22 protein-coding genes are annotated in these 26666 nt (G+C 74.6%); 8 read left to right on the top strand and 14 right to left on the bottom strand.

Annotation, left to right across the window (positions count from 1 at the left end):
- Positions 1-63: 63 nt before the first annotated feature.
- Positions 64-2082, bottom strand: a complete 2019-nt coding sequence (locus ADK60_RS17130; RefSeq protein ID WP_053646983.1) for a beta-galactosidase — start codon at positions 2080-2082, stop codon at positions 64-66.
- Between the two features lie 118 nt (positions 2083-2200).
- On the opposite strand from ADK60_RS17130, the gene ADK60_RS17125 reads away from it, so the two are divergent.
- Positions 2201-2845: a GntR family transcriptional regulator gene (locus tag ADK60_RS17125; RefSeq protein ID WP_052709184.1), complete on the top strand. Its 645-nt coding sequence runs from the start codon at positions 2201-2203 to the stop codon at positions 2843-2845.
- 414 nt (positions 2846-3259) lie between these two features.
- Here the strand turns inward: ADK60_RS17125 and ADK60_RS17120 are convergent, their stop codons facing one another.
- Complete coding sequence (locus tag ADK60_RS17120; RefSeq protein WP_053646982.1) at positions 3260-3655, bottom strand: hypothetical protein; 396 nt, start codon at positions 3653-3655, stop codon at positions 3260-3262.
- A gap of 143 nt (positions 3656-3798) precedes the next feature.
- On the opposite strand from ADK60_RS17120, the gene ADK60_RS17115 reads away from it, so the two are divergent.
- The gene (locus ADK60_RS17115; protein ID WP_053646980.1) at positions 3799-4449 is read left to right on the top strand and encodes a hypothetical protein; all 651 of its coding nucleotides are present in this window, start codon (positions 3799-3801) and stop codon (positions 4447-4449) included.
- A gap of 28 nt (positions 4450-4477) precedes the next feature.
- Here ADK60_RS17115 and ADK60_RS47685 read toward each other — a convergent pair whose 3' ends face one another.
- Positions 4478-8779: a CHAT domain-containing protein gene (locus ADK60_RS47685; protein WP_053646978.1), complete on the bottom strand. Its 4302-nt coding sequence runs from the start codon at positions 8777-8779 to the stop codon at positions 4478-4480.
- 96 nt (positions 8780-8875) lie between these two features.
- Between ADK60_RS47685 and ADK60_RS17105 the strand changes: the two genes are divergently transcribed.
- On the top strand, positions 8876-9421 hold the full coding sequence (locus tag ADK60_RS17105) for an HAD domain-containing protein (RefSeq protein ID WP_079008445.1): 546 nt from the start codon (positions 8876-8878) through the stop codon (positions 9419-9421).
- Between the two features lie 27 nt (positions 9422-9448).
- On the opposite strand, the gene ADK60_RS17100 is transcribed toward ADK60_RS17105, so the two are convergent.
- The 5 genes from ADK60_RS17100 to ADK60_RS17085 form a co-directional block, all read right to left on the bottom strand.
- Positions 9449-10627, bottom strand: a complete 1179-nt coding sequence (locus tag ADK60_RS17100) for a methyltransferase domain-containing protein (RefSeq protein WP_079008435.1) — start codon at positions 10625-10627, stop codon at positions 9449-9451.
- The gene (locus tag ADK60_RS45735) at positions 10624-10785 is read right to left on the bottom strand and encodes a hypothetical protein (RefSeq protein WP_199839687.1); all 162 of its coding nucleotides are present in this window, start codon (positions 10783-10785) and stop codon (positions 10624-10626) included. Before ADK60_RS45735 ends, ADK60_RS17100 begins: the two co-directional genes overlap by 4 nt.
- Before the next feature lie 208 nt (positions 10786-10993).
- Positions 10994-11842, bottom strand: a complete 849-nt coding sequence (locus ADK60_RS17095; protein ID WP_053646976.1) for a helix-turn-helix domain-containing protein — start codon at positions 11840-11842, stop codon at positions 10994-10996.
- Positions 11843-11862: 20 nt separating this feature from the next.
- The gene (locus ADK60_RS17090; RefSeq protein ID WP_053646974.1) at positions 11863-12393 is read right to left on the bottom strand and encodes a DUF6879 family protein; all 531 of its coding nucleotides are present in this window, start codon (positions 12391-12393) and stop codon (positions 11863-11865) included.
- Complete coding sequence (locus ADK60_RS17085; RefSeq protein ID WP_053646973.1) at positions 12365-12607, bottom strand: hypothetical protein; 243 nt, start codon at positions 12605-12607, stop codon at positions 12365-12367. The genes ADK60_RS17090 and ADK60_RS17085 overlap by 29 nt, the downstream gene beginning before the upstream one ends.
- A gap of 423 nt (positions 12608-13030) precedes the next feature.
- On the opposite strand from ADK60_RS17085, the gene ADK60_RS17080 reads away from it, so the two are divergent.
- Complete coding sequence (locus ADK60_RS17080; protein WP_053646971.1) at positions 13031-14257, top strand: serine hydrolase domain-containing protein; 1227 nt, start codon at positions 13031-13033, stop codon at positions 14255-14257.
- 68 nt (positions 14258-14325) lie between these two features.
- Positions 14326-15309 (top strand): alpha/beta hydrolase, encoded by a 984-nt coding sequence (locus ADK60_RS17075; protein WP_502687428.1) that lies wholly within the window; start codon positions 14326-14328, stop codon positions 15307-15309.
- A gap of 18 nt (positions 15310-15327) precedes the next feature.
- On the opposite strand, the gene ADK60_RS17070 is transcribed toward ADK60_RS17075, so the two are convergent.
- Positions 15328-15768, bottom strand: coding sequence for a nuclear transport factor 2 family protein (locus ADK60_RS17070; protein WP_045940838.1), 441 nt, complete (start codon positions 15766-15768; stop codon positions 15328-15330).
- A 160-nt stretch (positions 15769-15928) separates the two neighbouring features.
- Here ADK60_RS17070 and ADK60_RS17065 point away from each other — a divergent pair, with 160 nt between their 5' ends.
- Both ADK60_RS17065 and ADK60_RS17060 read left to right on the top strand, forming a co-directional pair.
- Complete coding sequence (locus ADK60_RS17065) at positions 15929-16501, top strand: TetR/AcrR family transcriptional regulator (RefSeq protein WP_053646969.1); 573 nt, start codon at positions 15929-15931, stop codon at positions 16499-16501.
- Positions 16502-16649: 148 nt separating this feature from the next.
- Complete coding sequence (locus ADK60_RS17060) at positions 16650-17192, top strand: hypothetical protein (RefSeq protein ID WP_053646967.1); 543 nt, start codon at positions 16650-16652, stop codon at positions 17190-17192.
- A gap of 127 nt (positions 17193-17319) precedes the next feature.
- On the opposite strand, the gene ADK60_RS17055 is transcribed toward ADK60_RS17060, so the two are convergent.
- The 5 genes from ADK60_RS17055 to ADK60_RS17035 are packed head-to-tail and all read right to left on the bottom strand — an operon-like array spanning position 17320 to position 25669.
- Entirely contained in the window at positions 17320-20661 is a 3342-nt protein-coding gene (locus ADK60_RS17055) for a protein kinase domain-containing protein (RefSeq protein ID WP_053646965.1), read from the bottom strand.
- Positions 20662-20690: 29 nt separating this feature from the next.
- Positions 20691-21383: an FHA domain-containing protein gene (locus ADK60_RS47680; protein ID WP_053646963.1), complete on the bottom strand. Its 693-nt coding sequence runs from the start codon at positions 21381-21383 to the stop codon at positions 20691-20693.
- Entirely contained in the window at positions 21371-22117 is a 747-nt protein-coding gene (locus ADK60_RS17045) for a 4Fe-4S cluster-binding domain-containing protein (RefSeq protein WP_234371120.1), read from the bottom strand. Before ADK60_RS17045 ends, ADK60_RS47680 begins: the two co-directional genes overlap by 13 nt.
- Positions 22105-24240, bottom strand: coding sequence for an AAA family ATPase (locus tag ADK60_RS17040; protein WP_234371119.1), 2136 nt, complete (start codon positions 24238-24240; stop codon positions 22105-22107). The genes ADK60_RS17045 and ADK60_RS17040 overlap by 13 nt, the downstream gene beginning before the upstream one ends.
- The gene (locus tag ADK60_RS17035; RefSeq protein WP_159400470.1) at positions 24230-25669 is read right to left on the bottom strand and encodes a hypothetical protein; all 1440 of its coding nucleotides are present in this window, start codon (positions 25667-25669) and stop codon (positions 24230-24232) included. Before ADK60_RS17035 ends, ADK60_RS17040 begins: the two co-directional genes overlap by 11 nt.
- A gap of 316 nt (positions 25670-25985) precedes the next feature.
- Here ADK60_RS17035 and ADK60_RS45730 point away from each other — a divergent pair, with 316 nt between their 5' ends.
- Positions 25986-26663 (top strand): hypothetical protein, encoded by a 678-nt coding sequence (locus ADK60_RS45730; RefSeq protein WP_199839686.1) that lies wholly within the window; start codon positions 25986-25988, stop codon positions 26661-26663.
- Positions 26664-26666: the final 3 nt, after the last annotated feature.

Below are 26666 nucleotides of genomic sequence, written 5' to 3'. Positions count from 1 at the left end.
TTCGGGCATCAGGACTGCTTAAGGACTGCTCCAGGACCGGATCAGGACCGGATCAGGACCGGATCAGGACTGCTCAAGGACGACGGCGTCGCCGGGCGCGAGCTTCAGGGGGCCGCTCGGCAGCGGACGGCCGGTCAGCAGGTCGGTGAACACCATGTCGGTGTCGGTGTCGGTACCGGTCGGGGCCGGGATCGGCAGCGGGACGGTGGCCGTCCGGCTGCCGTGGTTGAGCAGGAAGAGGTAGCGGCCGCGGCGGCAGGCCTCGACGCCCTCGGGCAGGTCGGGCCCGACGACGCCGGTGACGCCGGCGGCGGCCAGCACCTCCTCCAGCAGCGGGGACGGGTCCTCGGGCAGACAGCTCAGATAGGTGGCGCTGCCGGTCCTGGCACCGCGCCGGGTGACGGCCGGGCGGCCGTCCAGCGGGCCGCCCCGGTAGCGCGCCACCACCTCGGCCCCGTCGGCCTCCAGCCACTCGGTCCAGGTGCGGGCGGTCAGCCGGGTGCCGTCCGCCGTCTCCACCTCCTGGGTGACGCCGTCGGGCAGCGGCCGCCACTCCTCGACCCGCACCCCGAGCAGTTCGCGCAGCGGCCCGGGCGCCCCGCCGTCGTGGACCTGGTCGGCGGCGTCGACCACCCCGCTGAACGGCCCGACCACCAGGTGGCCGGGGAAGGCGGCCAGCGCGGCGGCCTGCTCGGCCGTGCACAGGTAGAGGTTGGGGGCGATCACCAGCCGGTAGCCGGAGAGGTCGCGCCCGGGCGGGGCCAGGTCGACGGCGATGCCCCGGGCGTGCAGCGGCGCGTACCAGGAGAGCAGCAGCTCGTGCAGCCGGAGCCGGTCGGAGGGCATCGACTCGGGCGCCTCCAGCCCCCACCAGCTGTCCCAGTCCAGCAGCAGCGCGACCTCGGCCCGGGTGGTGCTGCCGGCGACCTCGGCCAGCCGGCGGACGTCCGCGCCGAGGGCGAGCGTCTCGCGCCACTGCCGGGTCGCGGTGCCGCCGTGCGGCAGCATCGCGGAGTGGAACTTCTCCGGGCCGTAGCGGGCCTGGCGCCACTGGAAGAACATCACGCCGTCGGAGCCGTGGGCGAGCGCCTGGAGGCTGTGCAGCCGCATCACCCCGGGGTCCTTGGGGACGTTGACCGGCCGCCAGCTGACCGCGCTCGGCGCGGACTCCAGCAGCAGCCAGGGCTGCCGCTTCAGCGAGCGCATCAGGTCGTAGCTGAGCGCGGCCTTCACCGCGGCCCGGGGGTCGGCCGGGTCCGGGTAGGCGTCGTCGGTGACGACGTCCTCGGCGGCGGCCCACTCCCAGTAGTCGAGGTCGCGCAGCACGCTCATGAAGTTGGTGGTCACCGGCACGTCCGGGGTGACCTCCTTGAGCACCGCGCGCTCGGCCTCGAAGCAGGCGAGCAGCGCGTCGCTGGAGAAGCGGCGCCAGTCCAGCAGCTGCGCCGGGTTGACCGGTCCGGGCGCCTTGCGGGGCGGCTCGATCTGCGTCCAGTCGGTGTAGTGCTGGCCCCAGCAGGACGTCCCCCAGGCCGCGTTGAGGCCGTCCAGGGAGCGGTGGCGCTCCTGCAGCCAGCGGCGGAAGTCGCGGGCCGACTCCGGGCAGAAGCACTCGGCGGTGTGGTCGGCGTACTCGTTGCTCACATGCCACATGGCGAGCGCGGGGTGGCCGCGGTAGCGCTCGGCCACGGCCCGGGCGAGCCGGACGGTGGCGGCGCGGAACACCGGCGAGGAGGGGCAGTAGCCCTGGCGGGAGCCGAACTCCAGCCTGGTCCCGGCGGCGTCGACCGGCATCACCTCCGGGTGCTCGCGGACCAGCCAGGGCGGCGGGGTCGCGGTCGCGGTGGCGAGGTCGACGGCGATTCCGTGCGCGTGGAGCAGGTCGAGCACACGGTCCAGCCAGCCGAAGTCGTGGACGCCGGGGGCGGGTTCCAGTCGGGACCAGGAGAAGACGCCGACGGTGACGAGGTTGACGCCCGCCTCCGCCATCAGCCGGACGTCCTCCTGCCAGACCTCCTCGGGCCACTGCTCGGGGTTGTAGTCGCCCCCGAACAGCAGTCCCGGCACCCGGGTCAGGCCCATGCTCCGCCTCCTCCAGGGGTCGAGGACCCCGCTGGGAATTTTGTATTCAAAATACATAGTGCAGTACACTGAATGCGGTCAAGGGCTATGCTGCGAATCCGAAAAAAGGGGGATCCCGATGGCGATCGAGCGCCGCCCACTGCGCGAGCAGATCCGCGACGAGCTGATGGACCGCCTCACCCGCGGCGAGTTCGCGGCCGGCACCGACGTGAACGAGGCGGTCCTGGCCGCCGAACTCGGGGTCAGCCGCACCCCGTTGCGGGAGGCCCTGATCGCCCTGGCCGGCGAGGGCGTGCTGGAGAGCAGCCAGGGCCGGGGCTTCCGCTTCGCGCCGGTCAGCCGCACCGAGTTCCGCGAACTGGTCGCGATCGTCGCCGCCCTGGAGTCGCTGGCGCTGGAGTCCTCCGACCCGGCACACCTGCGGTCCATCGCCCCGCGCCTGCTGGACCTCGCCCAGGGCTTCCCGGACCAGGTCGCCGCCCACGCGACGGTCGACCGGCGCGACGACGAGTGGCACGGCCTGCTGCTCAGCGGCTGCTCCAACGAGCGCCTGCTCGACCTCCTCACCCGGGTCAAGGCCGGGATGCGGCGCTACGAGAACCTGGTCGTCGCGGAGGACGAGCCGGTGGCCCGCGAGTCGGAGGAGCACTGCGAGATCGCCCGCCGGCTGCTGGAGGACGACCTACCCGGCGCCATCACCGCCCTGCGGGCCAACTGGATCGGCGGGATGGAGCGGATGCTCGCGCACATCCCGGCGGAGTGAGGCCGGCGCGCCGCGCGGTGCCCCTTGAGGCAGTCCCTGACGGCCCGACAGGGGCCTGGCGGGCGGTTCGCGTTGACACCCCGGGCCGGCCTGGTCCACGGTAGTCGCAGAGCCGGACCCCGACCCCTCGGCGGACCGGTGAACGCGCTTGTCAGCAGCGCGATTTCAGCACGTCCCGGGTCCGCCTCCCCCGTCGGACCCGGGACGGCTGCGACCCGGGTCGGAACCGACCTCCTCCCCCGCTCCCGGCCGCCCTTCGACTGCCGCCGGGCTTCGCCAAGTCCCTTCCCCCCAGCACTTGTTGCAGCGGCAGGCGCCGCGATGGCGGGATGTCGTCAAAGGCCCGCCCCGGCCATTGACGGCGTCCCGCCCCGCCGCGTTCGCGGGGGCGGGCACCGGCATGTCTCCCTCGCGTCAGTGCCCCGGGGGCGCGTCGTTGGGATACACGTGGAACGGGGCCGCGTAGGGATAGGGAGCCTGGAGAGGAGCGGGCCGGGCGGGCGCACTGAGGGCCCCGGCCAGGATCAGCACGAGACCGGTCAGGTGGAACAGGGTCGCGATCCCCGAGAGCACGCTCATCGCCACCAGCGGCTCCAGGTCCGCGAACACGGTGTCGAGGCCGAGGCCCGCCCCCAGGACGAGGACGACCGGCCCCGGGGCCGTCACCAGACAGCCGATCATCGCCAGGCGGGCGTTGCGCCCCCGGCGACGGAGGAACGTACCCGCCACCACGGCGCCGATCAACGGGGTGAGGACCGAGACGGCGGCGATGAACAGGTGAATGAGGCCGACGGTCCGGTAGTCGGTCATGGGACTCCAAGCGTGTGCGGGGACGGGCGGTACTGGGACACCCCCGATCACGCACGGACCCCGACCGGCGGTTCCGCCCGGGGCGAAGCGGCCACCGCCGAGGAGGCCCCACCGCGGGCGGACCGCCTGGCTAGGATCGGCGCATGACCAGGGACATACGGATCGAGCAGGCCGGACTCCACTACGAGACAGCCGTGTTCGGTGGCGACGGCAGTGGACTGACGGCGGCGGAGCGGGGGTTGGACGGGGTCGAGGCGGACCTCGCGCTGGCCCGGGGGCGGGTGCTGCACGCCCGGTTCCTGGCGGACCGGGTCGAGGATCCGCGCGAGCTGGAGCTGTTCGAGCGGGCCGCCGCGTTCTACCGGGAGCTCGGCGACGCGCGGGGCGAGGGCGAGGCGCTGTTCTGGACCGGGACGTTCCACCAGGTCGTCCGGGGCGACGCGGCTGCCGCCCTCCCCGCCCTGGAGGGCGCGCTCGCCCTCGCCACCCGCACCGGGGACCTCCTCACCATGAGCTACGCACTGCGGCACCTCGGCATCGCCGCCCACATCACCGGGGACCTCCCGACGGCCCGCGAACGGCTGGAGGAATCCACCCGGCTGCGGTGGGAACTCGGCTTCCTGCCCGCCGTGGCGGCCAACCTGGTCGGCCTCGCCCACCTCGCCGCCCAGCAGGACCGGCGGGAGGACGCCGCCGCTCTGCTCGCGGAGGCGACCGGACTGGCGGAGACCTCCGAGGCGCACGGCGTGCTGGACCGGATCACCGAGGCCCGCAAGGAACTCGCTCTGCCGTAGCGCAAGTTCAGGGCTTACCGCCATCCGGTCAGTAGCCCTGGTAGGAGAAGGCCGCCCAGACCTCCAGGGCGTCCGGGGCGCGGCGGGCCAGCGAGACGAGTTCGGGCGGGGCGCCCGGCGGCAGGCTGCGGTCGGGGTCCAGGGCCCACAGCTGGGCGCGGCGCAGGGCCTCGGCGGGCGGGTCGCCGGCGGCGAGGCGGCCGTGGAGGACGTACATCAGCACGCAGACCATCTCGTCGGACACCTCCCAGCGCGAGCCGACCGCGCCCGTCGCCCCGGCGGCGAGGAAGGCGCTGGAGAGGGTGAGCGCCTCGTCGAGGTCCTCGCCGGTGTGGTCGCTGACGCAGGCGTCGAGCACGACCAGCCCGCCCGGGGAGCCCGGCGGTCGGCCCAGGGCCTGGCGGAGGATGTCGCCGACCGGCAGCCGGCCCTCGCGGTCCCCGGCACCCGGGTCGGGGGCGAGGGCGAGGTAGGCGTCGAGCGGCGAGCGCCCGGACGGCAGTGCGTGGCAGGCCAGGTGGAGCACGGAGGCCCCGGCCCGTCCGGGCGCGGGCAGCGCGGCCAGCACCTCGGCCGGGGTGCCCGCCCCCTCGGCGTCCTCGACGTAGCCGAGCAGGGTGCCGTGCGGGTAGTGGTCGGCGTGCAGGTACTCGGCCTCGACCTCGGCGAACATCAGGTCCCTGGTGGGGTCGCCGACGACCACCGGCCGTTCGGCGAGCGGCAGCCGGGGCCGCCGGACCACCTCGCAGAACTGCCGGGCGGAGGCGGCGTAGGAGACCACCGCGCGTTCCACGGCCCGCACCGGCCGTCCGCCGTCGCGCAGCCCGCTGCTGAGCAGCCCCGCGTGCCAGGGCACACCGCCCAGCGCGCCGAACGGCACCAGCACCAGCCGGGGCGGCGCACCCGGCGCGCGGCGGGCGGCGGCCGACCGCAGGGCCGGGTGGCGCAGCAGCGGGCGCATCACGGCGGTGCCGGCCCAGTCGCAGAGTTCGCCGAGGGTGCCCAGCCAGCGGCGCCGGGCGGCGACCCGCTCCGGGTGACGGGACGGCAACTCGTCCAGGGTGGACTGGCGTTCGCGGTGCGCCCGCCGGTAGGTGTGCAGCAGGTCGAGCGCCGAGCTGCTGACCAGGGTGAGCGGCAGCAGGTCGACGGCGCCGCCGTCCTCGCCGGCGGTGATCAGCAGGGCCGTGCCGCTGCGCCCGTCGGCGGGCGGCAGCAGGTAGACCAGGGCGTCCGCGTCGGCCGCGCGCAGGCTCCGGGCGATCTCCTCGACCGGGGGCGCGGACACGAGTGCCGTCCCGGCCGGGGCGGCGGCGAGGGCGGTGAGCGCGCGGCGGCGCAGGTCGTCGGGCATGGGGATGTCGGCGCCGCCGGGGAGGGATTCGAGCAGGGTGCCGGGCAGGCCGAGCAGCGCGTCGAAGTCGAATGGGTCGGCGGGCCCGCCGTCGGATCCGGCGCCGTCGCCGCCGGATCCGAGCCAGGCCTCGGCGAGGTCCTGGTGCCCGGCGATCCGCAGCAGGTCGGGGACGTCGGTGGTGGCGGTGGAGGCGTGCAGCACCAGGCCACGGCCCAGTTCCAGCGCTTCGACGGCGGCCCGCAGGTGGGGCTCGGCGCCGGGACCGGGGGCACTGGGGACGGAGGCACCGGGACCGGAGGCACCGGGACCGGGGGCGCCGGGGACGGGGGCGCCGGGGACGGGGGTGCCGGGCAGGGCCTCCCCCGCCTCGTGCTCCCGGTCGGCGATGTACCACCCGGCGATCGTCAGCGCCTCGGACGCGGCGTCCCTGGCCAGCACCAGGGCGGGTTCGGCCGAGGCCTGGAGCATGGTCGCGGCGGCGAGTTCGCGCAGCCCGGCCAGCCCGAACTCGCGGCCGAGCCGGCGGTCCTCCGGCCCGAGTCGGGCCCGGTGGACGGCGGCGAGGATCCCGCTCACCTTGGCCAGCATCCGGGTCGGCGTCCCCTGCCGCATCCGCTCGCGCACGGACCCCGCGGCGGCCAGCGCCTCGGCGGCGTCGGCGGGCCGGCGCGCGTGGCGGTAGCGCTCCAGCAGCAGGGTGGCCCGCAGCAGCAGGCCCCGGGAGCCCTCCAGGCCGGCCGGGTCGGTCTCCGCGAGGAAGGCGTCCAGGTAGCGGAGCGCGCCCCCCGCGTGGGTCTCGTTGAACGGCCGCTGCACGGCGAGCATGACGAGCGCGCCGGCGGCCCGCATGGTCAGCACGGCCTTGTACAGGTGCCCGGCCGGCGTTCCGTCCGCCGCCTCCATCATCAGAGCGACCGCGTCCGTCAGCCGGGCCGAGCCCCCGTGCACCGCGTGGAAGAACATCACCACGCCGAGGTCGCCGCGTGCCATCAGCCGGAGCGGATCGTCCTCGGGCACCGCCGCGACCAGCGGTTCCAGCTCGGCCACCACCCGCGCCATCGCCTCGACGTCCTGGACCACCAGGGCGGCCTGGAACTCCAGCATCAGCCGGGTCCGTTCGAGCATCGGCCGCTGCCCGCCGAGCAGCCGCCCGACGCCCGGGAGGTCGCTGGTGGCGAGGAAGGACACCACCTCGTCGGTGTAGCGGCGGGAGGCCTCCAGGTCCTGGTGGTCGCCGCCGATGAGGTAGCGCCGGTAGAGGCTGACGGAGAGGTTCTCCAGATGGACGACGCGGTTGACGTCGTCCGGCGCGGCCCGGCGGAACGCGGCGCGTTCGTACCGGATCGCCGCGTCCAGGTCGGCGGCGGCGTTGGTGAACGCGAACCGCTTGCTCATCACGGCGGCCAGCGAGCCGTCCAGGTGCTCCTCCGACCACAGGGTGCCGGAGGGCCGGGCCCGGGCGTCGTCGAGCAGGCCGATCACCCGGTCCAGCGCGGCCCGGTCGGTGGAGAACTCGTCCCGGGCGATGGAGGCGTGGGCGAGTTGCTGGAGGATGTCGCTGCGGCGGATGCCGTGGTCCTCCTCGCCCATGGTGTCGACGGCCCGTTCGAGGTGGTGCAGCGCCTCCTCCAGGCGGTAGGAGTCCGGCTCCTGCTCGCACAGCGCGTTGACCATCGTGCCGAGCATCGCGTGCGAGGGCGGCCGCACCGGGTCGTCCCCGGCCATCCCGGCGAGGCCCTCGCGCAGCACCTCGACGGCCTCCCGCGCCTCGGCGGTCAGGAGGTAGCGGTCGAGCCGGGCGAGGCCGCCGAGCGTGCTCCCGAGCACCCAGCGCACGGTGCCGCCGTCCGGGTCCTCGGGCGGGACCAGCCGGCGCAGGTCGCGCAGCCGGGCGAGCCGGTGGGCGGCGTCCTCGGGGCCGACGGTGCCGCCGCCGCGGGCCTCGTACCGGTCCACCAGGACCAGCGCGGCCCACAGCCGGGCGGGCGCGTCGGGCTCGGTGGTGGCCGCGATCGTCTCCAGCTGGGCGACGGCCCGGTCGGCCGTCCCGGCGTCCCCGCCGCCGTCCGCCTCCGGGCCGAGCAGCAGCCGGACCAGGCGTTGGCGGGCGAGCAGTTCGACGGGGTCGGCGAGCTCGGCCGGGCCCGGAACGGCGGCCGGGTCGGGACGCGGCGGGGCGTCGCCCGGTTCGTGCCACGGTTGCGGGCGCAGCCGGTCGAGCAGGCCCGTCAGGACGGCGTCGGCGGCGGCACGGTCGGCGGGGGCGCCGTCGCGGTCGAAGCGGTCGGCGAGCGCGCAGCCGAGGGCCATCAGGTGGCCGGGATCCTGGTCGTCGTAGGCGTCGTAGGTGTCATACGCGTCGTGGGCGCCATACGCGTCGTGGGCGCCATACGCGTCGTGGGCGCCATAGGCGTCGTCCCGGTCCCGCCCGTCCCCGGTGCGGCCCGGTCCGCCGGGGCCGAGCACCTGCCAGGGCCCGGGCGGCACCGGGACGGGGCAGGCCAGGCGCAGCGCCTCCACCGCCCGGTCGAGGTCCTCCGGACGGGCCCGCTCGTCCTCCTCCCCGTCCTCGAACCGCGCGTACAGCAGCAGCCCGAGCTTCGCCGCGACCACCGCCCGCTCCGGGTCGCCCGGGTCGAGCACGGCCACGCCGATCGTCAACAGCCCGACGGCCTCGGCCCGTTCGGCCCACACCGCGGCCCGGATCTCCTCGTCCTCGGCGAACTCCGGCCGCTCGACGCCGTTCCAGTACCGGACCGCGAGCGTCAGCCCGAGCAGGCACCGCACCTCCGCGAGCACCCCTCCCGGCGCGGCCGGCCCCGCGTCCTCCAGCAGCGTGCGCGCCTGCGTGAACGCCGTCAGCGCCCCGGACAGCGCCATCGCCGCCCGCCGCGGATCCGCCGCCGCGTCGTGCTCGTCCAGCAGCCGCCGCCCCCGCCCGACCAGCCCGCCGACCTCGTCGACCTTCACCACCCGGACCGCCCCTCCACCACGTCAATCCCGATGCCCCGAACGCCGCCCACACGCTACGGTGCGGGGACGGTCCCCGGAGGTGAACCGGTGCAACCCCTGCTCCTGCTCGACGTCGACGGCCCCCTGAACCCCTACGCGGCCAAACCGCACCGCCGCCCCGAGGGCTACCGGACCCACCGCCTGCTGACACCCCGCTGGCACGCCGCCGAGCGCGCCCGCCTCCGCGCCCACGGCCTGCCGAACAAACCGGTCAAACCCCTGCGGATCTGGCTCAACCCGGACCACGGCCCGGCCCTCACGGCACTCCCCTTCGACCTCGTCTGGGCAACAACCTGGGAGGGCGAAGCCAACGATTTCGTCGCCCCGCTGCTGGGCCTGCCCGAACTCCCCGTCATCACCTGGCCCGACCCCCGGCCGCAGCCGGAGGACGGGGTGTTCTGGAAGACGCCCGCGATCGTCTCGTGGGCCCGGGGCCGCCCGTTCGCCTGGGTGGACGACGAGATCACGGACGCCGACCGCACCTGGGTCGCCACCCACCACAACGGCCCGGCCCTCCTCCACCGCGTCGACCCGCGGGTGGGCCTGACGGCCGCCGACTTCGCCGCCCTGACGGACTGGGCGGCCGCGACACGTAGCCGATGAACCCGGCGTGCTGGCCGGCCGGGGGTGTCAGGACTGAAGGGGCACCGCGTTGTCCGGGGAGTCCAGCCACGCGGTGTGGCCTTCCGGGGTGACGGTGAGGCCGAAGCGCCCGTAGCCCGGGTGACCCTGCGAGGACCACCACCGGTACGCAGCGGCCACCTCGTCCCAGAGGTTGCGGGGGCCGGACTGGACCACCTCGTACTCGCTGCGGTCGGGCTCGTAGTCGGCGGTGGCCCACGACAGGGTGCTCCTGCTGTACAGCCACAGCGTGTACGAGCCGTCGTCGTAGCGTTCCGCCCGCCAGAACACGCCGGGCACGCCCAGCCCGATGACGAACTGGTCGAGCCATCCGCCCGTGTCCCTGGGCGGCAGCGTCGTGGTGCTCTTCTCGCCGTCGGCCGGCCAGGGCCTCCCGTGGAGGTAGGCGTCGACCAACGGGCGGTCGGTGCGCTGCTGCCGCAGCCTCATGAAGGCCGAGCTTCGGGTGAACCGCCCGCTCGCGCGGGTGCCGTCGTCGTCCACGGTCAGGCGGACGATGTGCTCGCCGCCGTACTCGGTGCCGAACGGAGCGACGATCAGCCCGCCCGGAGCCGTCTGCTCCAGCCAGGCCGGAGGGATCTCCAGCACGGAGCAGGTGGCCATGATCCGGTCGTACGGAGCGCCCGGCCCGAAGCCCGCCCGGCCGTCGCCCTCGACCGTGATCGGATCCAGCCCGGCCCGATCCAGGTTGTCCCGCGCCCCGCGCGCCACCTCCGGCTCGTACTCGACACTCACCACGTTGGTGCCGCCGAGCCGGTGGGCCAGCAGACCCGCGTTCCACCCGGTCCCGGACCCGATTTCGAGCACCCTGTCCCCGGGGCGGACCTCCAGATCCTGGAGCATCGAGAACACCATGGTGGGCAGCGAGTTCGAAGAACTCGGCGTGGTGCCGAGACCGTCGCCCTCGTGCTCCCCGTCGTCCCACTGGGTCGTCAGCGGGATGTCCGAGTAGACCGCCGCGCGCCACGCCTCGGGATCCTGCGACCGGTCCACGACGGGGCTCTGCCGGGTGCCGTCCGCGATGCCGGGCCAGATGCGGTCCGGGACGAACAACTCGCGGGGTACGGCCTTGAAGGAGGGCAGCCAGTCCGAGGTGAGCGCGCCGCCGGCCACCAGCGCGGAGGCGAGCCCGTGCGGGCCCGCCTCCTGGTGCGTCCCGCCGGTCACTTGCCGCCCGCCGGGCCCGAACCGTCGGAGGTGTTGCCGCCCTCGTCCGAACCACCACCGCCGTGGCCGGAGCCCTTGTTGCTGTCGTCCTGCTGCTTGCCGCCGTCACCGGGACCGGTGCCGCCGCCGTGCTTGCCGCCGAACGTCGGCTTGCTCACTGTGCCTCCATCGTGTTGGCCGGCCCGCCGGGCCGGTGCAGGATCGATCGACTCATTGCCTACCGGTCCGCCGAGGTTCTGCGGGCCGAAGTCCCGCGCCGGGCCGAGGGTCGGTGTGTCCGCCTTCGCCGTAGCGGTGGGGGCTCATGACAGACCGTAGGGAGTCGACTGCAAACGGTGCCAGGAAGTTGCACGTGGTTGCACAGGTTCACCCGAGAGTGCTGCGGGCCTTCGCGATACGGCTTCGGGCTTCGGCTCCGTGAACAGCGATCTCGGCCAGCTCGGCGAAGGCACGAAGGTAGGTGCGGATCTCGCCGGGAGCCGTGACGTTGATCTCCGCCGTCAGGGTCTCGACTGCCACGAGGCTCTCGTCGAATGCGTAGAACGCTTCGAGCGGCCAGACGGTCCGGCGAGCCCGGAACGGGATGACTCCGACGGAGACGTTCGGCAGGGAGGAGACCCGGAGCAAGTGGTCGAGTTGACCGACGAGTGCCTCGTCGTCGCAGACGCCGTAGTAGAGAACGGCCTCTTCCAGGAGCAGGGCGAACTGATGACCGGCATCGTGCAGGACACGGGAACGCATCAGCCGGGCCTTCACCGCGTCCTCCACGTCGTCCGGGGTGCCCTGGAAGGTCGTGATCGAGCGGAGAAGCCCGGAGGCGTACGGAGCCGTCTGCGTCATCCCCGGCATGACGTTGGAGGCGTACACCTTGAATTTTCGTGTCCGCTGATAGAGCGGAAGCGTCTTCTGATGCACCCGCCTCATACCGTCACGATGGAGGTCCCGCCACTGCGTGTACATCGACTCGGCGGTGCGTGACGCCGCGATCAGATCCGATGCCTTCTCCGGAGAGCCGCAGGCCGTGCACCAGGCACGGATGTCGCTGTCGGAGGGGACTGTCAGACCGCGGGCGATGCGGGACGACTTGGACTTGTGCCAGCCGCACCGCACGGCCAGTTCAAGCCCCGAAAGCCCGGCGTCCCGCCGGATCCGGTCGAGCTGATCGGCGAGCGCCTTCCGTGCGGCCTGGGCACTGGAGTAGGGGGAAGGGGACATGAACCGGTCGGCTGCGCTGACTACTCGGCGAGGCTGTAGGCCTCGTGCGGAACAGCGCGCTCCCACACGGCGTCGAAAGCTGCCGCGCAGCTCCGTGCCACAGCGGGATCGTCACTCTGGTCCGTGTGCACCCATCGGCCGTCGCCGTCAAAGACGTTGAACTGGACGATCCTGCCGTCGAACAGCCAGAAGTCGTTTCCGGGCAGCAGAAGATCCGAGGCCGCCCGGCGGGGCAGCCATCTCACCTCCTCGCCACCGGCCACGTTGGTGAACGTGAACGAGTGCTCATACCGGATGTACTCGCTGGCGGGCTCCGAAATCACCCTGGCTCGCCGCACGGAGACACCATTGGCGGTCACCTCCTGGACGAGGTCGAGCCACGGCCTCCACCACGACACGCGGTCAGCAGGGTCGAGCCGGTGACCGGACCTCCACGCTCGGAAGCCTTCGTCCTCGTTGTCGATCGAGTAGACATCGCGCAGTTCGAGGTGGACTGCCGACTTCCGCGCCGACCTCAGGAGATCAGCGAAGCTGTTCAAGCTCTGCGACATTCAACGCCTCCCTGAGTGCCTTGGCCATGCGGGCAGGGATGCGGACCACGGTCTCATGGTCCGGGATCGGACCGTCGGCCAAGCAATCCGCCGTCGTTGCCTCGTCGATCTTCCACCCCTGGATGACGAAGTCCCTGGTCTCCGGGTCGACCCACACAGTGGGAGAGCCATGATCCCCCGACTTCTCGTCCTTCGCAACGAACCGTAGAGCCATTCGAACCTCCTGTGCCGAGCCGGTTACGTTCAGCTGCAGACGATCTGGTGCCCAGTATTCCGCCTGGGACTCTCCCTGTCAGGATTTCCGTTTCTGACGAACCATCAATCATCCGGAGTCCGTGCAGGATGGCCGTCCGAGATGCTTGAAGACTCACCCGGGCCGCGAACGGTGAACCCCCCCAGGGCGCCGTTGGCCAACGGCGCCCTGGAGGACACGATCGGGTGGCGGCGCTGCTCCCCGGACCTGGCCCGCACTGTTGCCGGGACAGCTCGGCTGCGGGTTTCCTCATCGCGGCCCGTATCCGCCGATCGGGTGGATCAGTAGCTTTTGTGATGATTCGTACAGGTGGACGGGGTAGTTCGCGGAGGTTCGTCGCCGTGGTCGGCGGCGGAGTCCCCCAGCCGAAAGAGGCCCTGGATCATGAGAAGACGTTCGCCGGTCCGTACGCTCGCCGTGGCGGCGCTCGCCGTTGCCGGGCTGCTGCCGCTGACGGCGGCCGGTGCGCCCACGCTCGCGGCCGCCGCCGTGCCCACCGCCGTGCCCGTGGTCGCGCCCGCCGGGTACGGCGGCGTGGAGGAGGACGAGGCGCGGGAGCTGAGCCCGGAGTTGCGGGCGAGGCTCGACGAGGCCGTGCAGCGGGTGATGGGGGAAGCGGGCATCCCCGGGGTGCAGGTCGGGCTGTGGCTGCCGGGGCGGGGGCGGTACGTCCGCTCCTTCGGTGTGGCCGACAAGGAGACCGGCGCGCCGATGACGGACCGGCTGAACATGCGGATCGGCAGCGAGACCAAGACCTTCACCGCCACCGCCGTGCTGCAGTTGGTGGACGAGGGCCTGGTCGGCCTGGACGAGCCGATCGCCGCCTACCTGGACGGCGTCCCGTGCGGGGAGATCATCACCGTGCGCAACCTGCTGGAGATGCGCAGCGGGCTGTTCCCGTACAGCGCGGACGAGGACTTCGGGAACGACTTCCTGAGCGACCCGCAGCGCGTCTTCACCCCGCAGGAGCTGCTCGCGTACGGGTACAAGCACGACAACGTGTTCCCGCCCGGCACCCGCTACCAGTACTCGAACACCAACTACGTCCTGCTCGGCCTGCTGGTGGAGAAGCAGAGCGGGCAGAGCATCGAGCAGTTCGTCCATGACCGGATCACCGCGCCGAGCGGCCTGGGGCACACGCTCTACCCGGAGGGCACCTCGCTCCCCGTGCCGTACGCGCACGGCTACACCAACCAGACGCTGTCCGGGGAGATCGCCGACTCCACCCACTGGAACCCCTCCTGGGCGTGGTCGGCGGGTGCGATGGTCTCCGACCTGCGCGACCTGAAGCACTGGGCCGAGGACCTCGCCACCGGCACCCTGCTCTCCCCCGCCACCCAGGCGCAGCGGCTGAAGATGCTGCCGACCGGGATCCCCGGGGCGGACTACGGGCTCGGGATCTTCAACATCGGCGGCTGGATCGGCCACAACGGCTCGCTGCCCGGCTACGAGAGCCTGACCATCTACCTGCCGGAGGAGTGCGCGACCCTGGTGCTGCTGCTCAACTCCGACATCACCGCGCAGAATTCGGAGCCCAGCACGCTGCTCGGCAGGGCGGTCACCAGCATCGTGACGCCCGATCACGTCTACAACATCCCGCCCGGCAAGTAGCCTCGGGGAGGTGACGAGGGGTGGGTGGCCGGCCGGTCTCCCACCCCGGCCGGACGGAGGGGCGGGTCGTGAACGGTGACGGCGGCGGGCGGGCGGTCCCGCCGGCGGTGGACCCGGAGGTGCGGGCCGCCGGGGTTGGGGCCGGGGAGCCGCTCACGCCGGAGAACCTCGCCGCCCGGCAGGCGCGGGACGCGGCGGCGCGGCCGAGGCCCGGGGTGGCGGAGCTTCGGGACGGCGGCCGGTTCGAGGTGGCCGAGCTGGCGGTACCGGGGCTCGGCGGCGGGCCGGAGGTGCGGTTGGTGAGCGCGCGGCCCGCCGGGGCGGGCGGACCGCTGCCGCTGCTCTACTACCTGCACGGCGGCGGCATGGTGATGGGGAACGCGTGGTCGGTGCTGCCGCGTCTGCTGCGCGAACTGGCCGAGCCGCTGGGGCTGGCCGTGGTCTCGGCGGAGTACCGGCTGGCTCCGGCGGCGCCGTACCCGGCGGCGGTGGAGGACTGCTACGCCGGGCTGCTCGCGGTGGCCGGGCGCGCGGCGGAGCTGGGCGCGGACGCCGGGCGGATCGTCGTCGGCGGCAAGAGCGCGGGCGGCGGTCTGGCGGCGGCGCTCGCCCTGCTGGCCCGGGACCGGGGCGGGCCGGTTCCGGCCGGCCAGCTGTTGCTGAGCCCGATGCTGGACGACCGGGACCGCACCTTCTCCACCCATCAGCTGGCCGGGCACGACACCTGGGACCGGACCTCGAACGCGACCGCCTGGCGGGCCGTGCTGGGCGAGCGGTACGGCGCCGCCGACCTGCCGCCCTACGCGGCGCCCGCCCGGGCCACGGATCTGACGGGGCTGCCGCCGGCCTATCTGGAGGTCGGCTCGGCCGAGACCTTCCGGGACGAGGCGGTGGCGTACGCGGACGCGATCTGGCGGGCCGGCGGCGCCGCCGAGCTGCATGTCTGGCCGGGCGCGTGCCACGGATTCGACACCTACGCCCCGGAGGCCGCCGTCAGCCGCGACGCCCGGGACGCCCGGCTGCGCTGGCTGCGCCGCGTCCTCCGGAGCTGACCCCGGGGAGGCGGGCGGCTACTCGGCCTCCAGGGCCGCGACCAGCTGCGGCAGGGTGCCGGTGAGCACGGCGAGCGCCAGGTGGTCGTGGAAGTCGCGGCTGTGCACGATGAGTCCGTCCCGCACCCGCAGGACCTGGATGTTGGCGGCGGTGAGCCTCCGCCCGGTGGTGCGGTGGCGCACCTCGTAGTCCCACTCGGCGACGATCACCTCGGGGTCGTCGGTCTCGCGGACCACCACGTTCCGGGAGCTCAGCTCCAGTGGGGACTGCTCGCCGAGCTGGGCGAACCGTTCGGCGAGCACCTTGCGCCCCTCGAACCGGCCCGGGCCGCCGGGTTCGAGGGGCGTCTCCACCACGACGTCCTCGGCGTAGAGCGCGGCGAGCTCGGTGAAGCGGCCGGCCGTGATGCCGTCGAGCAGTACGTGGAAGGTCTCGCGCGGTGACCGCGTTTCGGACATGATCAACCCCCGGAACGACAAGGACGGAGCGACAGGGACGAGGATGTGGCCGCTGGAAACGGACCAGCGACTCCGGTAAAGACGATACGGACTGGACAGTCCGGTTGTCCAGGGTCCGCCGACCGGCGTTCCCGCCTTCGAACAAAAGGGAGTTGAGAGGATGAGCGGCACACAGGAGCGCCCGCTCCGGGCGGACGCGGCCCGCAACCGGGCCAAGTTGCTGGACGCCGCCACCGAGGTGTTCACCACCTGCGGCGTCGGCGTGCCGACGGAGGAGATCGCCCGCGCCGCCGGTGTCGGCGTCGGCACGCTGTTCCGGCACTTCCCCACCAAGGAAGCCCTGTTGGAGGCGGTGATGGTGCGCCGGCTGGAGACGATCGCGGCGGGGACCGCCGAACTCGCCGCCGGGGCCGGGCCCGCCGAGGCCTTCTTCGGCTGCTTCCGGCTGATCGTCGAACAGTCCGCCGGCAAGAACGAGTTCGCCCGGGCTCTCGCCGCGGCCGGCATCGACGTGCACTCCTCGCTGCGCGCGTCCTCCGAGGTCATCCGCACCCGGCTGGCGGAACTGCTGGACCGCGCCCAGCGGGCCGGGGCCGTCCGCGCGGACCTGACCCTGCCCGAACTGATCGCGCTGATCGTCGGCACCGGCGCCACCCTGGAGCAGCTCGGCCCCGACCCGGCCGCCCACGGGCGGGTCCTGGACGTGGTGTTCACCGGGCTGCGGCCGCACTGAGCCCCCGGCACTGAACCCCTGGACCGGGACCCGCCCCGCCCGTCCGTGCGCCCGGATTCGAGGGGCGTCGAAGGGCTTTGCCCGGGTGCGGCGGGCGCCGTGAGACTGGCCGCACCCAGGCAGAGACGACTTCGGGAGTGTGTCCGTCATGAGAATCGCGAGATCCCTCGTCCCCCGCGCCGGTGTCGCGGCCGGTGCCGTGCTGATGGCGGCCGGCCTGCTGGGCGGCACCGCCCAGGCCGCCGGCGGCGCCCCGGCCGCGAGCGGCCCCGCAGCCACCGCTGCCGTCTCCGCGGCCGCGGTGTCGAACGCCGACCAGACCGTCATCCGGGCCACCGCGGGCCTGAGCCCGGGCCAGAGCTGGTCCTCACCGGACGGCAGCACCGTGCTGTTCCAGCAGTACGACGGCCACGTGGTGCTGTACAAGAACAACGTCCCGATCTGGACGGCCGTCGGCACCTACGGTCTCGGCTCGTACTTCTACGTCCAGGCCGACGGCAACCTCACCGCCTACGACGCCGCCTGGCGCCCCCTGTGGGAGAGCCGCACGGCCGGCCACCCGGGCGCCTACCTCGCCGTCCAGAACGGCGGCAACCTGGTCGTCTACTACAACCAGCGGGCGCTGTGGTGGTCCAACTACCGTCCCGCCGACGCCGACCCCGAGTGCCGCCCCGGCCGCCTCTGCCCGTAACCCGGCACCGCCGCGCACCCCGCCTCGTCCCGCCCCCGCCCCGCCCCGCCCCGGGAGGTGGGTCCGGGCGGGGCGGGGTGCCGGCGTGCATGCGGAGGAGGAGTGGGAAGTCGGACCGGCCGACTTCCTACTCCCCGATCCGGCGGGAGGTCCAGACGGCCAGGTAGCACGCGAGCGGGAGCATCACCAGGAGCGCCGCCCAGAAGGCGGCGTGGCCCCAGATCTCGGCCATCGAGCGGAACCACGGGCCCAGGACGGGGATGCGCAGCGCCTCCAGCGGGCCCAGCGGCGGGGGCCAGGCGCCGAGGACCGCCGTGCCGACCGCGGCGGCGGCCAGCAGACGGCGGGCCGCGCGCGGGACGGTGGCCGCGGCGACGAGGGTGAGGAAGGCCAGCAGGAGGAGGTAGTCGGCCTGGTAGGCCGCGCCGACCTGGCCGGTGCCCCAGGACTCCGGGCTCGGGTGCTGGTCGCGGTGGACCACCGCCAGCCGGACTTCGACCACCGCCCAGAGGACCAGGGTCAGCACCAGCGTCCCGCCGAGCCAGAACAGCAGCCGGTCCCGGTAGCCGTCGCGGCCGGGACGCCAGCCCCTGGCCGCGCCGGTGCCGCCGCCCCGGGCGCGGCGGCGGGTGGCGAGGTTGCGGCGGTCGCCGGCCGCCCGTTGCGCGGCCTCGTGCGCCGGGGCGAGCAGCCACCGCACCGAGCGGCCGTTGAGGACCGGCACCAGGACGAGGGTCGCCGTCGCGGCCACCCCGGCCCAACTCGCTGTCCCGCCCTCGAACATGACCACCCGGTCGATCACCTGCTGCGGCGGCCTGAGCACGGTCATCGGCGGCCCGAGGTGCAGGTAGCCGACGGCGAAGGAGGCGGCGGCGGCGAGGAACAGGATCCGGCGCCCGATCCGGGCCGGGAACGCCGCCACCGCGAGGGCGGCGACCAGGGCGGCGCCGAGCTGACCGGCCGTCGCGCGCGCGGCGGCCTCCCCCGCCGTCCGCAGCGGGCCGTCGAACGCGCCGCCGGGCGCCACGGCCCCGCCCACCCCGGCGTCGACGGAGATCCGCCAGACCGCGCCCGCCCAGAGGGTGACGGCGAGGCAGAGGAACAGCAGCACGCCGGCGACCGCGCGCCGGGGCAGCGCGCTCTGCGCGCCGCTCCGCCAGGCGCGCAGGTCCGCCTTCCACGCCTCCCGGTTGCGGCCGCGCCGTGCACCGCCGGAACGGACGCTCCGCACCTGGAGCACGGCCGCCGCGGCGAGCACGCCCCGCCCGTCGGCCGTCGCCGGGTCGGCGGTGAGCGCCCGGCGGCGCAGCTCCGACCAGTTGCGGCGGAACTGCTCCCGGCCGCCGCCGCGCACCCGCGCCGCCACCGCGCCCGCCCCGTCGGCGACGGCGGCCACGGTCGAGTGGACCGGTGCGGGCAGGGCGCCCAGCGGGCCGGGCAGGGCGGAGAGGCGACGGACGAGGGCACGCCGCTGCCCGTCCGGCTGGAGGGTGAGCAGGAGGATCCAGCGGCGGGCGGCCTTGCGTTCGGCGGCGGTGAGGCGGCCGTCGCCGTTGGTGTTGGTGTTGGTGTTGGTGTTGGTGCTGCCGTTGCTGGTGCCGCCGTTGCGGCCGCCGAGGGTGCGGGCCTCGCGCTCGACCCGGTTCAGCACGGCGGCGAGTTCGGTGAGGCCGAGCAGTCGGGCGCAGGCCCGCTCCGGGCAGGCCGGGTGGCCGCAGTGGAAGCGGGCGGCGAGCCCTAGCAGCCCGGCCGCCACCAGTTCGTCGACCACGGTCGACGCGTCCGGCTGCTCGGCCAGCTCCAGCAGCCCGGCCACGTCGACCCGGCGGTCCCGCACGTACGGGACCGCCTCGGGGGTGAACGCGGCGCCGAGGGCCAGCACGGCCCGGGAGGCCGCCGCCGACTTCTCGGCGGAGGTGCCGCGTTCGACGTCCTTGAGGTAGTGCAGGTCGAGGACGGTGTCCTTGACCTCGTCCCGGAGCCAGTCGCGCAGCCGCCGGGCACCGCCGCTGACCAGCCAGGCCGCCGCGTCCGCCGAGCGCTTCAGCAACGCCTCGGCGAGCGCCGCCGGTTCGTGGAAGTCCTCGCCCCGGAACGCGATCGGACGGTGCTTGGGCCCGGGCGGCGGGGTCGGACCGGGCGGCGGCGGGGCGACCCGGCTGCGGACCACCTCCGGGCTCTCGCCCTTCAGCCAGGCCCGGACCTGCGGCGCCGTCCACCGGTCGGCCGGGTCCTTGGTGAACAGGCCCTGGAGCAGCAGCCGGTGGCGCTCCTCGGCGACGGCGGTGAGGTCCACCTCGTCGTCCATCACCAGCCGGAACTGCAGTGCCTCGTCGCTGACCAGGCCACCGTCCGCGCGGCGGTAGCGGCTCGCGCCGGTGAACACCTCGTAGAGGATGGTGCCGAGCGCCCACCACGGCCCGGCCGGGTCGTTGCTGCCCGCGAGTTGTTCCGGTGCCATGTAGGCGACGGTGACCTGCATGTCGGTGGAGAAGCGACGACTGGCGGTGAGCTTGGCCACGCCGCCGAAGTCGGCCACCACGAACTCGGTGGCGGAGCCGCCGTTCCGGCCGCCCCCGCGGACCAGGATGTTGGCGGGCTTGAAGTCGACCGGGTTGCGCTTGATCCTCACCTGCCAGAACTCCAGCAGGTCGACGAGTTCGCGGATGATCCGCTCGGTCGCGCCGCGGCGGCCGAGGCGGCCCTCTTGGCGCAGCTCGGCGACGTGGTCGGCGAGGGTGGTGGGAAGGTACTCCATCGCCAGCCAGTCGCAGAGCGCGCCCGCGTGCTCGACCTGGCCGTGGCCGAGGATCTCGGGGACGTGGCGGCGGAAGAGCGGGTCGCTGGCGAGGTGGGCGAGGAGTTCGGTGTCGGCCCGCACGCCCGGGTTGCCGACCTTCACGGCCGCGTAGCCGTCGCCGTCGCCGCTTCCCCTGTTGCTGCCCCTGCTGCTGCCACGGCCGTCGGCGCGGCTGACGTGCCAGACGGTGCCCTCGCTGCCGGAGCCGACCCGGCCGACGGGGTGGTAGCGGTCGGTGAGGGCGGTGGGAAAGTCGGCGGGACCGGCAGGCGGGACGCTGGTGGGCGGGGTGGCGGCGGGTGGAGCAGCGGTGGGTGGAGCAGCGGCGGTGGGTGGAGCGGCGGTGGGCGACGGTTCGGCGGGGGTCCTGGGCGGGACCGGGCCGCCCGGGCGCTGGACGCGGGTGCGTGCGCCGGGAACGGTGCCCGTAGCGGCGGCGGTGCCGGGGTCGGTCTTCGGGCGTTGTACGCGGGTACCCGGGCTCTCGGCGGAGGCGCCGGGGTCGGTGCGCGGCCGTTGCACGCGGGTACGCGGGCTCTCGGCGGAGGCGCCGCCGGGCGCGTCCGGCGTCGGGCCCTGTCCCTGGCCCTGACCCTGGCCCTCGCCCTTGCCCCGGCCGGGCCGCTGGACGCGGGTGGGCGGGCCGGGCTCCGGCGGTGTGTCGGCCATCGCGCCGTTCTCCTCCTCACGGCCCCGGCTCACCGGGGCGCGCCGAACTCGTCGATCTCGACCACCTGGACGTCCAGGTCCAGCGCGAACCTCAACCGGTTCCCCGGTCCGATCCGGGTCGGCGCCTCGATCCGGCGGCCGTCGACGAAGGTGCCGTTGGTCGACCCCAGGTCCTCGACGTACAGCGCGCCGTCGGTCCAGCACAGCCGGGCGTGGTGCCGGGAGAGCTGGTCGAGGCCGGCCAGGCCGGGGACCGCCGCGCAGTCGGGCTCATCGCGGCCGATCGCCAGTCCGCCGCCCCCGCGCCGGTGTTCGGCGCGGACGGGCAGCAGTACCCCGGCGACGACCAGGGCCAGCCGGACCACCGGCGGTCGGGCGGGTCGCGGCTGTTGCCGGCGGTCCTGTTGCTGCTGCCGGCGCTGGTCCTGCTGCCGGTGCTGGTTCTGCTCCGGTTGCGCCGCGCGGGCCGGGCGCGCCGGGCGGGCCGGGCGCGCCGGGCGGGTCGCGGCCTCCGGGTCGGTGGCCGGCCGGGGACCGGCGGACACACGGTCGACCGGGGTTTCGGCCGGGGCGTCGGCCGGGGTGTCGGCCGGCGGGATGTCCTCGGCCGGGTCGTAACGCTCCAGTTGCTGGAACATGTGCACCTGGCAGTACCCCCGGGTGGCGGAGGGCGGGCACTCCCCCGGTGCTCCCACCGGGCAGCGGTAGATCACGGTCGCCACGAGGTCTCCCGAAGGGTCACGCCGCGTCGGACCAGGTCTCGTTCGATCCGGCCCAGGTCCCCGGGGCGCGGCACCCCGATCACCCGGACCTCGCCCTCGCTCACCCGCACCTGGAGCTCGGGCCGCTCCGGCCGGTGCTCCAGGTAGGGCGCGTACCGCTCCCGGCCGAGCGCCGTGCGGGTGGTCAGCCGCTGGTTGGCCGAACCGCGCCAGGCGAGCCGGGTGGGCTGCCCGGCCCGGTAGCGGCCGGTGATCACCGCGTCCGCGCCGTCCAGCGCGGCGGCGGTGGCCGGTTCGGCGGCCAGTTCCTCCGGTTCCCAGCCGGTGTACACCAGCAGGTCGGCCGGGCGCCCCGCCCGGCGGCGTTCGGCGTCGGCGGCGGCGAGCAGCGCGGCGAGGGCGGCCGGCTGCTCCAGTGGTTCGCCGCCGCTGACGGTGAGGCCGTCGAGTCCGTCGTCGAGTGCCGCCCGCCAGAGTGCGGCGAACCGCTCGACGGTCAACTCCCGTGCTCCGGTGGCCTCCCAGGTGTGCCGGGACATGCAGCCGGGGCAGGCCAGGGTGCAGCCCTGGAACCAGATGCCGAGCCGTCGGCCGGGCCCGAGCGAGGTCACAGGGCGGTAGACCTGGCCGACGAGGGCCGCGGCGGCCGGGGTCGCGGCCTGGGTCGCGGTCTCGGTGGCGGTCTCAGCAGCGGCAGCCGCCGGGAGGCCGCCGTCCGGGCTCAGCCCTGCCACCGCTCGACCTCCAGCCGGTAGCCCTCGCCGTCCCCGTCGCCCTCGATCGCGACGACCTGGAGCCGCTCGCCCCGGCGGGGCGGGGTCCGGAAGACCTCCTTGGCGAGCGGGTTGACCAGCGCCGACTCGACGGCGGTCAGCACTCCTCGGCCGCCGTGGTCCAACCGCCGGGTCGCCTCGACCCGCAGCACCTCCCACGCGTCGTCGGCGAGGGTCAGCTCGGCGCCGTGGGCCTCCAGGACGCGGCCCACGACGGAGGCAATGGCCTTGTCGAGGATCCGCGGCACCCACTTCTCCTGCATGAAGTCCATCGGGATGAAGTTGTCACCGAAGCGGTTGCGCAGCTCGGGCCGCTTGATGCTGTCGTTGAAGAAGGCGTCGAAGGCTTCCCGCAGGCTCTGGCGGACCACCGTCGGATCGTCGTGGCGGCTCAGTGGGCGCCGGTTGGTGCGGGGAGCGACCTCCGTGGCGCCGGTGCTCCCGGCCGCGCCGGTGCCACTGGTGCCACTGGTGCCACCGCTGCCGCCCGCGTCCCCGGTGCCCGCCTCGCCCTTCGGCGGCTCGCCCATCACGGCGGCCGTGATGCCGAGGTTCGAGGTGAAGATCAGGACGCACTCGGTGAAGTAGACGGTGGCGCCCCGGCCGTCGGTGAGCCGGCCGTCCTCCAGGATCTGGAGGAAGAGGTCGAACAGCCGGGGGTTCGCCTTGTCGATCTCGTCGAAGAGCAGCACGCTCATCGGGTTGGCCCGGACGGCGTTGGTGAGTTCACCGCCGGCGTCGTGGCCGACGAAGCCGGGCGGGGCGCCGATCAGCCGGTCCCGGGCGTGCTCCTCGGCGAACTCGCTCATGTCGAAGCGGATCGGCCGGGCGTCCTTGCCGAGGATCATCTCCGCGACGCCCTTGGCGAGTTCGGTCTTGCCGACACCGGTCGGGCCGGAGAGGAACAGGGTGCCGCGCGGCCGGCTGGGCGAGCTGGACGCCTGCGCGCCGTTCAGCCCGGCCGCCGAGCGCATGAAGATCTCCAGGGTGCGGCGCACCGCGTACGGCTGGCCGATCACCTTGCCGTTGAGGAACTCCTCGCCCGTGGCGATGCGTTCGCGCAGTTCGTCGGTGGCCCACGGGTTGTCGAGCACGCCGATCCGGTAGAGCCGGGCCGCTTCGTCCAGCCGTTGCACCGGCAGGTTCCGGTCCAGGGCCATCCTGCCGATCGCCATCACCTCCGAACTGCCCATGCCGTGCGAGGAGTCGGCGAGCGCCTTGGCCGCCGTCGCGGTCTCGGTCTCGGTGAGGGCCGGTCCGCCGGTCGCCGCCTGGTAGCGGGCGAGCCCGCCGACCACGTGCCGGGCGGCGGCGAGCCGCTGGTCGTGCGGCGGCTGCGGGACGCTGATCACCCGCACCGCACGGCTGCCGACCGCGAACTCCCGGGGCAGCTCCTCCTGCCGTTCCACCACCCAGAACACCGTGTTGTACGGCGTGACGGCGCTCGCGCCCTGCACCGGCCGGGCGGTGTGGCCCAGTTCCTCGGCGGCCGCGAACAGCCGGGCGGCCTCCCCCGCGACGGGTGCCTGCGGCGAGCCGAGCCGGCCGGAGTAGGGGACGACCAGTCCGATCGGCGGGCCGGGGTGGTGGACGACGCCCACCATCGCGTCGCGCAGCCGGTCCAGCATCTCCGGCTCGTCCTCGTCGTCGGTGCCGTCCGTGCCCTGACTGTCCCGGCCGCGCCGCCACTTCTCGTCCCGCTCGGCGAACTCCCTCAGCACCGCCGGTACTTGGTCGACGGTCGCACTCAGCCGCAGCAGCGTGATCCGCTCGTGCACCTGGTCGAGGAAGGCGAGCGCGCCGTAACCCCGGGCGGCGCAGAGGGACTCGATCACCCCGCCGAGGCTGTACGGCGCAAGGGTGGGGCTGCTGCCGGCCGCGTGGTCGTCGGGCAGCAGGTACTGGTCGCGGACGTTGCCGGTCAGCAGCACCTGCGGGTGCACGGTGAGTGCCATGTCCAGCTCGCGGATCCAACTGGGCGTCGCGGGGCGGGGGTCGGCGCCGCCCCGGGTGGCGTCGGAGCCGGGCGGCGGCGCGTCCTTGCGCAGGCCGGCCGGCCCGTTCCCCTGCTGCTCAGCGCTCACGGCCACGCTCCTGCGGCTTGCGGACGGCGGCGGCGCCGGTGGTGCCGGAGCGCTTCGACCGGCCGCCGCGGCGGCGCGGGGCCGCGGCGGACGGCGGCTGCGGCCACGACCCGCCGGGGACGAGGCCCGCGGCCATCGCACCCGGCACCATCGCGGACGTCCGCTCCAGCCGCACGCCCTGCAACCGGACGCCCTCCTCGATCGCGGGCAACTGCTCCTCGCAGAACCACTGCTGGACGCTCTCGTCCTGCTCCTCGTCCTGCCAGGCGTCACCGGTCCCGGCGTCCTCCCGGCGGACCACCGCCGTGGAGAGGGTCGCCCGGTCCGGGGCCAGCACCAGGCGCAGCCCGTACCCGGCGGCCGGTGGCTCGCCGCCGTCCCCGGCCTGTCCGGCCCCGGTCTCTCCGTCCCCGGCCGCTCCACCCGCAGCCGCGACGGCCCGGCCCGGATCCGGGTCGCCGAACGGCACCACCACCTCGCCCTCGGCGGCGAGCAGGTCCTCGAAGTCCTCGCCTACCAGGTAGTCCCGCTCGCGCAGCACCTCGGCGAGCGCCGCCGCCACCGGCACCCGGTTGCGGCGGGCGTCGGCCCGCGCCACGGCCGCCTCCACGGCGGGCCGCAGGAAGGCCGGGTCCTCGGCGGCGGCGAGGTCGGCGAGCAGCCGGTCCCGCTCGGCCGGCTCCGCCTCCCGCACCAGCTCGGCCAGGGCGGCCCGCAGTTCGGCCCGCTCCTCGTCGCGGGCGCGGCGCCCCACCGAGTGCTGGACCAGGGCGGCGAGGTCGGTGAGCGTGGCCCGCACATCGGGGACGGTGGCGGCCGCCCTGAGGGCGCGGACCAGGCCCGCCACCCGTTCCAGGTCGGCCGGGTCGCAGCGGGGCACGTCGCGGTCGAGGACCGCCTGCGCCTCGACGAGCGCGCCGGCCCGGACCCGCTCGACGCGGTCGGCCTGCTCGGCCCGGGCCTGCTCGGCGGCGGCCTCGGCCGCCGCCTTCGCCTCTCCGGCACTTCGGCGCGTCTCCGCGCGGGTCGGGCGGATGCGCTCCGGTTCGGCCACCGCCTCCGGCAGCACGGCAGACCACACGTCCTGCACCGCCTCGGCCAGCTCCTGGGCGGCCCGCGCGTTCGCCGCCCGGGCCCGCTCGACCGCCCGCGTCAGCTCGGCCTCGTCCGCCCCGGCCCCGACGGTCACCGTCTCCACCGTGACCCGGGCTGTCCGGTAGGCGCGCCGCAGCTGCCCGGCCTCCCCGCGCAGCCCCTGGGCCTGCTCGTTCAGCTCGCCCAGCCGGGCCCGCAGCTCCGCCCGTCGCGCCTCGGCCCGGCGCAGGTTCTCGGCCCGCTGCGCCTCGGCGGCGAGGCGGGCGCGCAACTGCCGGCGGCGCTCGGCCTCCTGGTTGACATAGGACCACCCGTATCCCGCGGAACTGCTCACCGGCCGCCTTCCGAGCGCGAGTCATGACCTGCGTCGCGCACCACCGACCGGGAGCTTGGCACCGGTCCGGTTCTCACCCCGTGCGCGCCACCGGGGCCGGTGCGGGTCGTGTACGAGACATCTCGACCGCGCGCGAACCGGCACCGCCCCCGAAGTGCTGCTGATGGCCCATCATGCCGCAGATCAGGCAGTCACGTTCCGCCTTTGCCAATCCGGGATCATCGCCCGCGGCCGCCCGCAGCCGCCGCTTTCGCGCTACATTGGCGCTCGGCCGGCGGACACGGGAGACCAGAGCGGAGGGCGAGGGGCGATGGCGATGACCGAACTCCTCGACGTCCTGCACGAGCACTGGGACGAGGTCCAGGAGCATCTGGACGAAACCGCCAGGGCGGCCGTCGTGGCCCTGCTCGACGCACCGTCCGCCGACCCGGAGCGGACCGCCCGGAGGATCGTCCGGCTGGTGCTGGCGGCCCTCCCGGACGGGCACCCGGTGCGGGCCGCGCTTGAGGACTCGGTCCGCTACTCACGGGCCGTCCGGGTCGAATCTTTGAACCGTGACGCCGTCCTACAGGTGCTCGACCTGGTCCGCGGACGGTCCGCGGACCGCGGCGGGCCCGAGACTCCTGCCGAGGCCGACGCGCTGCCCGTCCCGCCCGACGACGCCGACGACTGGCTGCTCGACGCGGACTCCGTCAGCGCCGCCGACTACCGGGCCGGCGGGCACGACCCCGCCGATCCCGACCTGATCCGGCTGACCGACCGCCAGGGCACCGTCCGGCTGCCGTCGTTCCAGTTCGACGGCGCCTCCGGCCGGCCGCTGCCCGTCGTGGTCGCCGTCAACCGCCTGCTCGACGCGGACGACGACCCGTGGGGCGTGGCCGACTGGTGGCTCGGCGCCAACGCCTGGCTGGACGCCGTCCCCGCCCGCCTGCTGGGCACCCCCGGCGAGCACGGCCTGCTCGCCGCCGCCCGCGCCGAGATCGCGGACTGGTGACCG

It is taken from the genome of Streptomyces sp. XY431 (assembly GCF_001279805.1).
GTDB classification, from domain to species: domain Bacteria; phylum Actinomycetota; class Actinomycetes; order Streptomycetales; family Streptomycetaceae; genus Kitasatospora; species Kitasatospora purpeofusca.
Note: the sequence above shows the minus strand (reverse complement) of the source record. Positions and strands in the feature narration are given on the sequence as shown.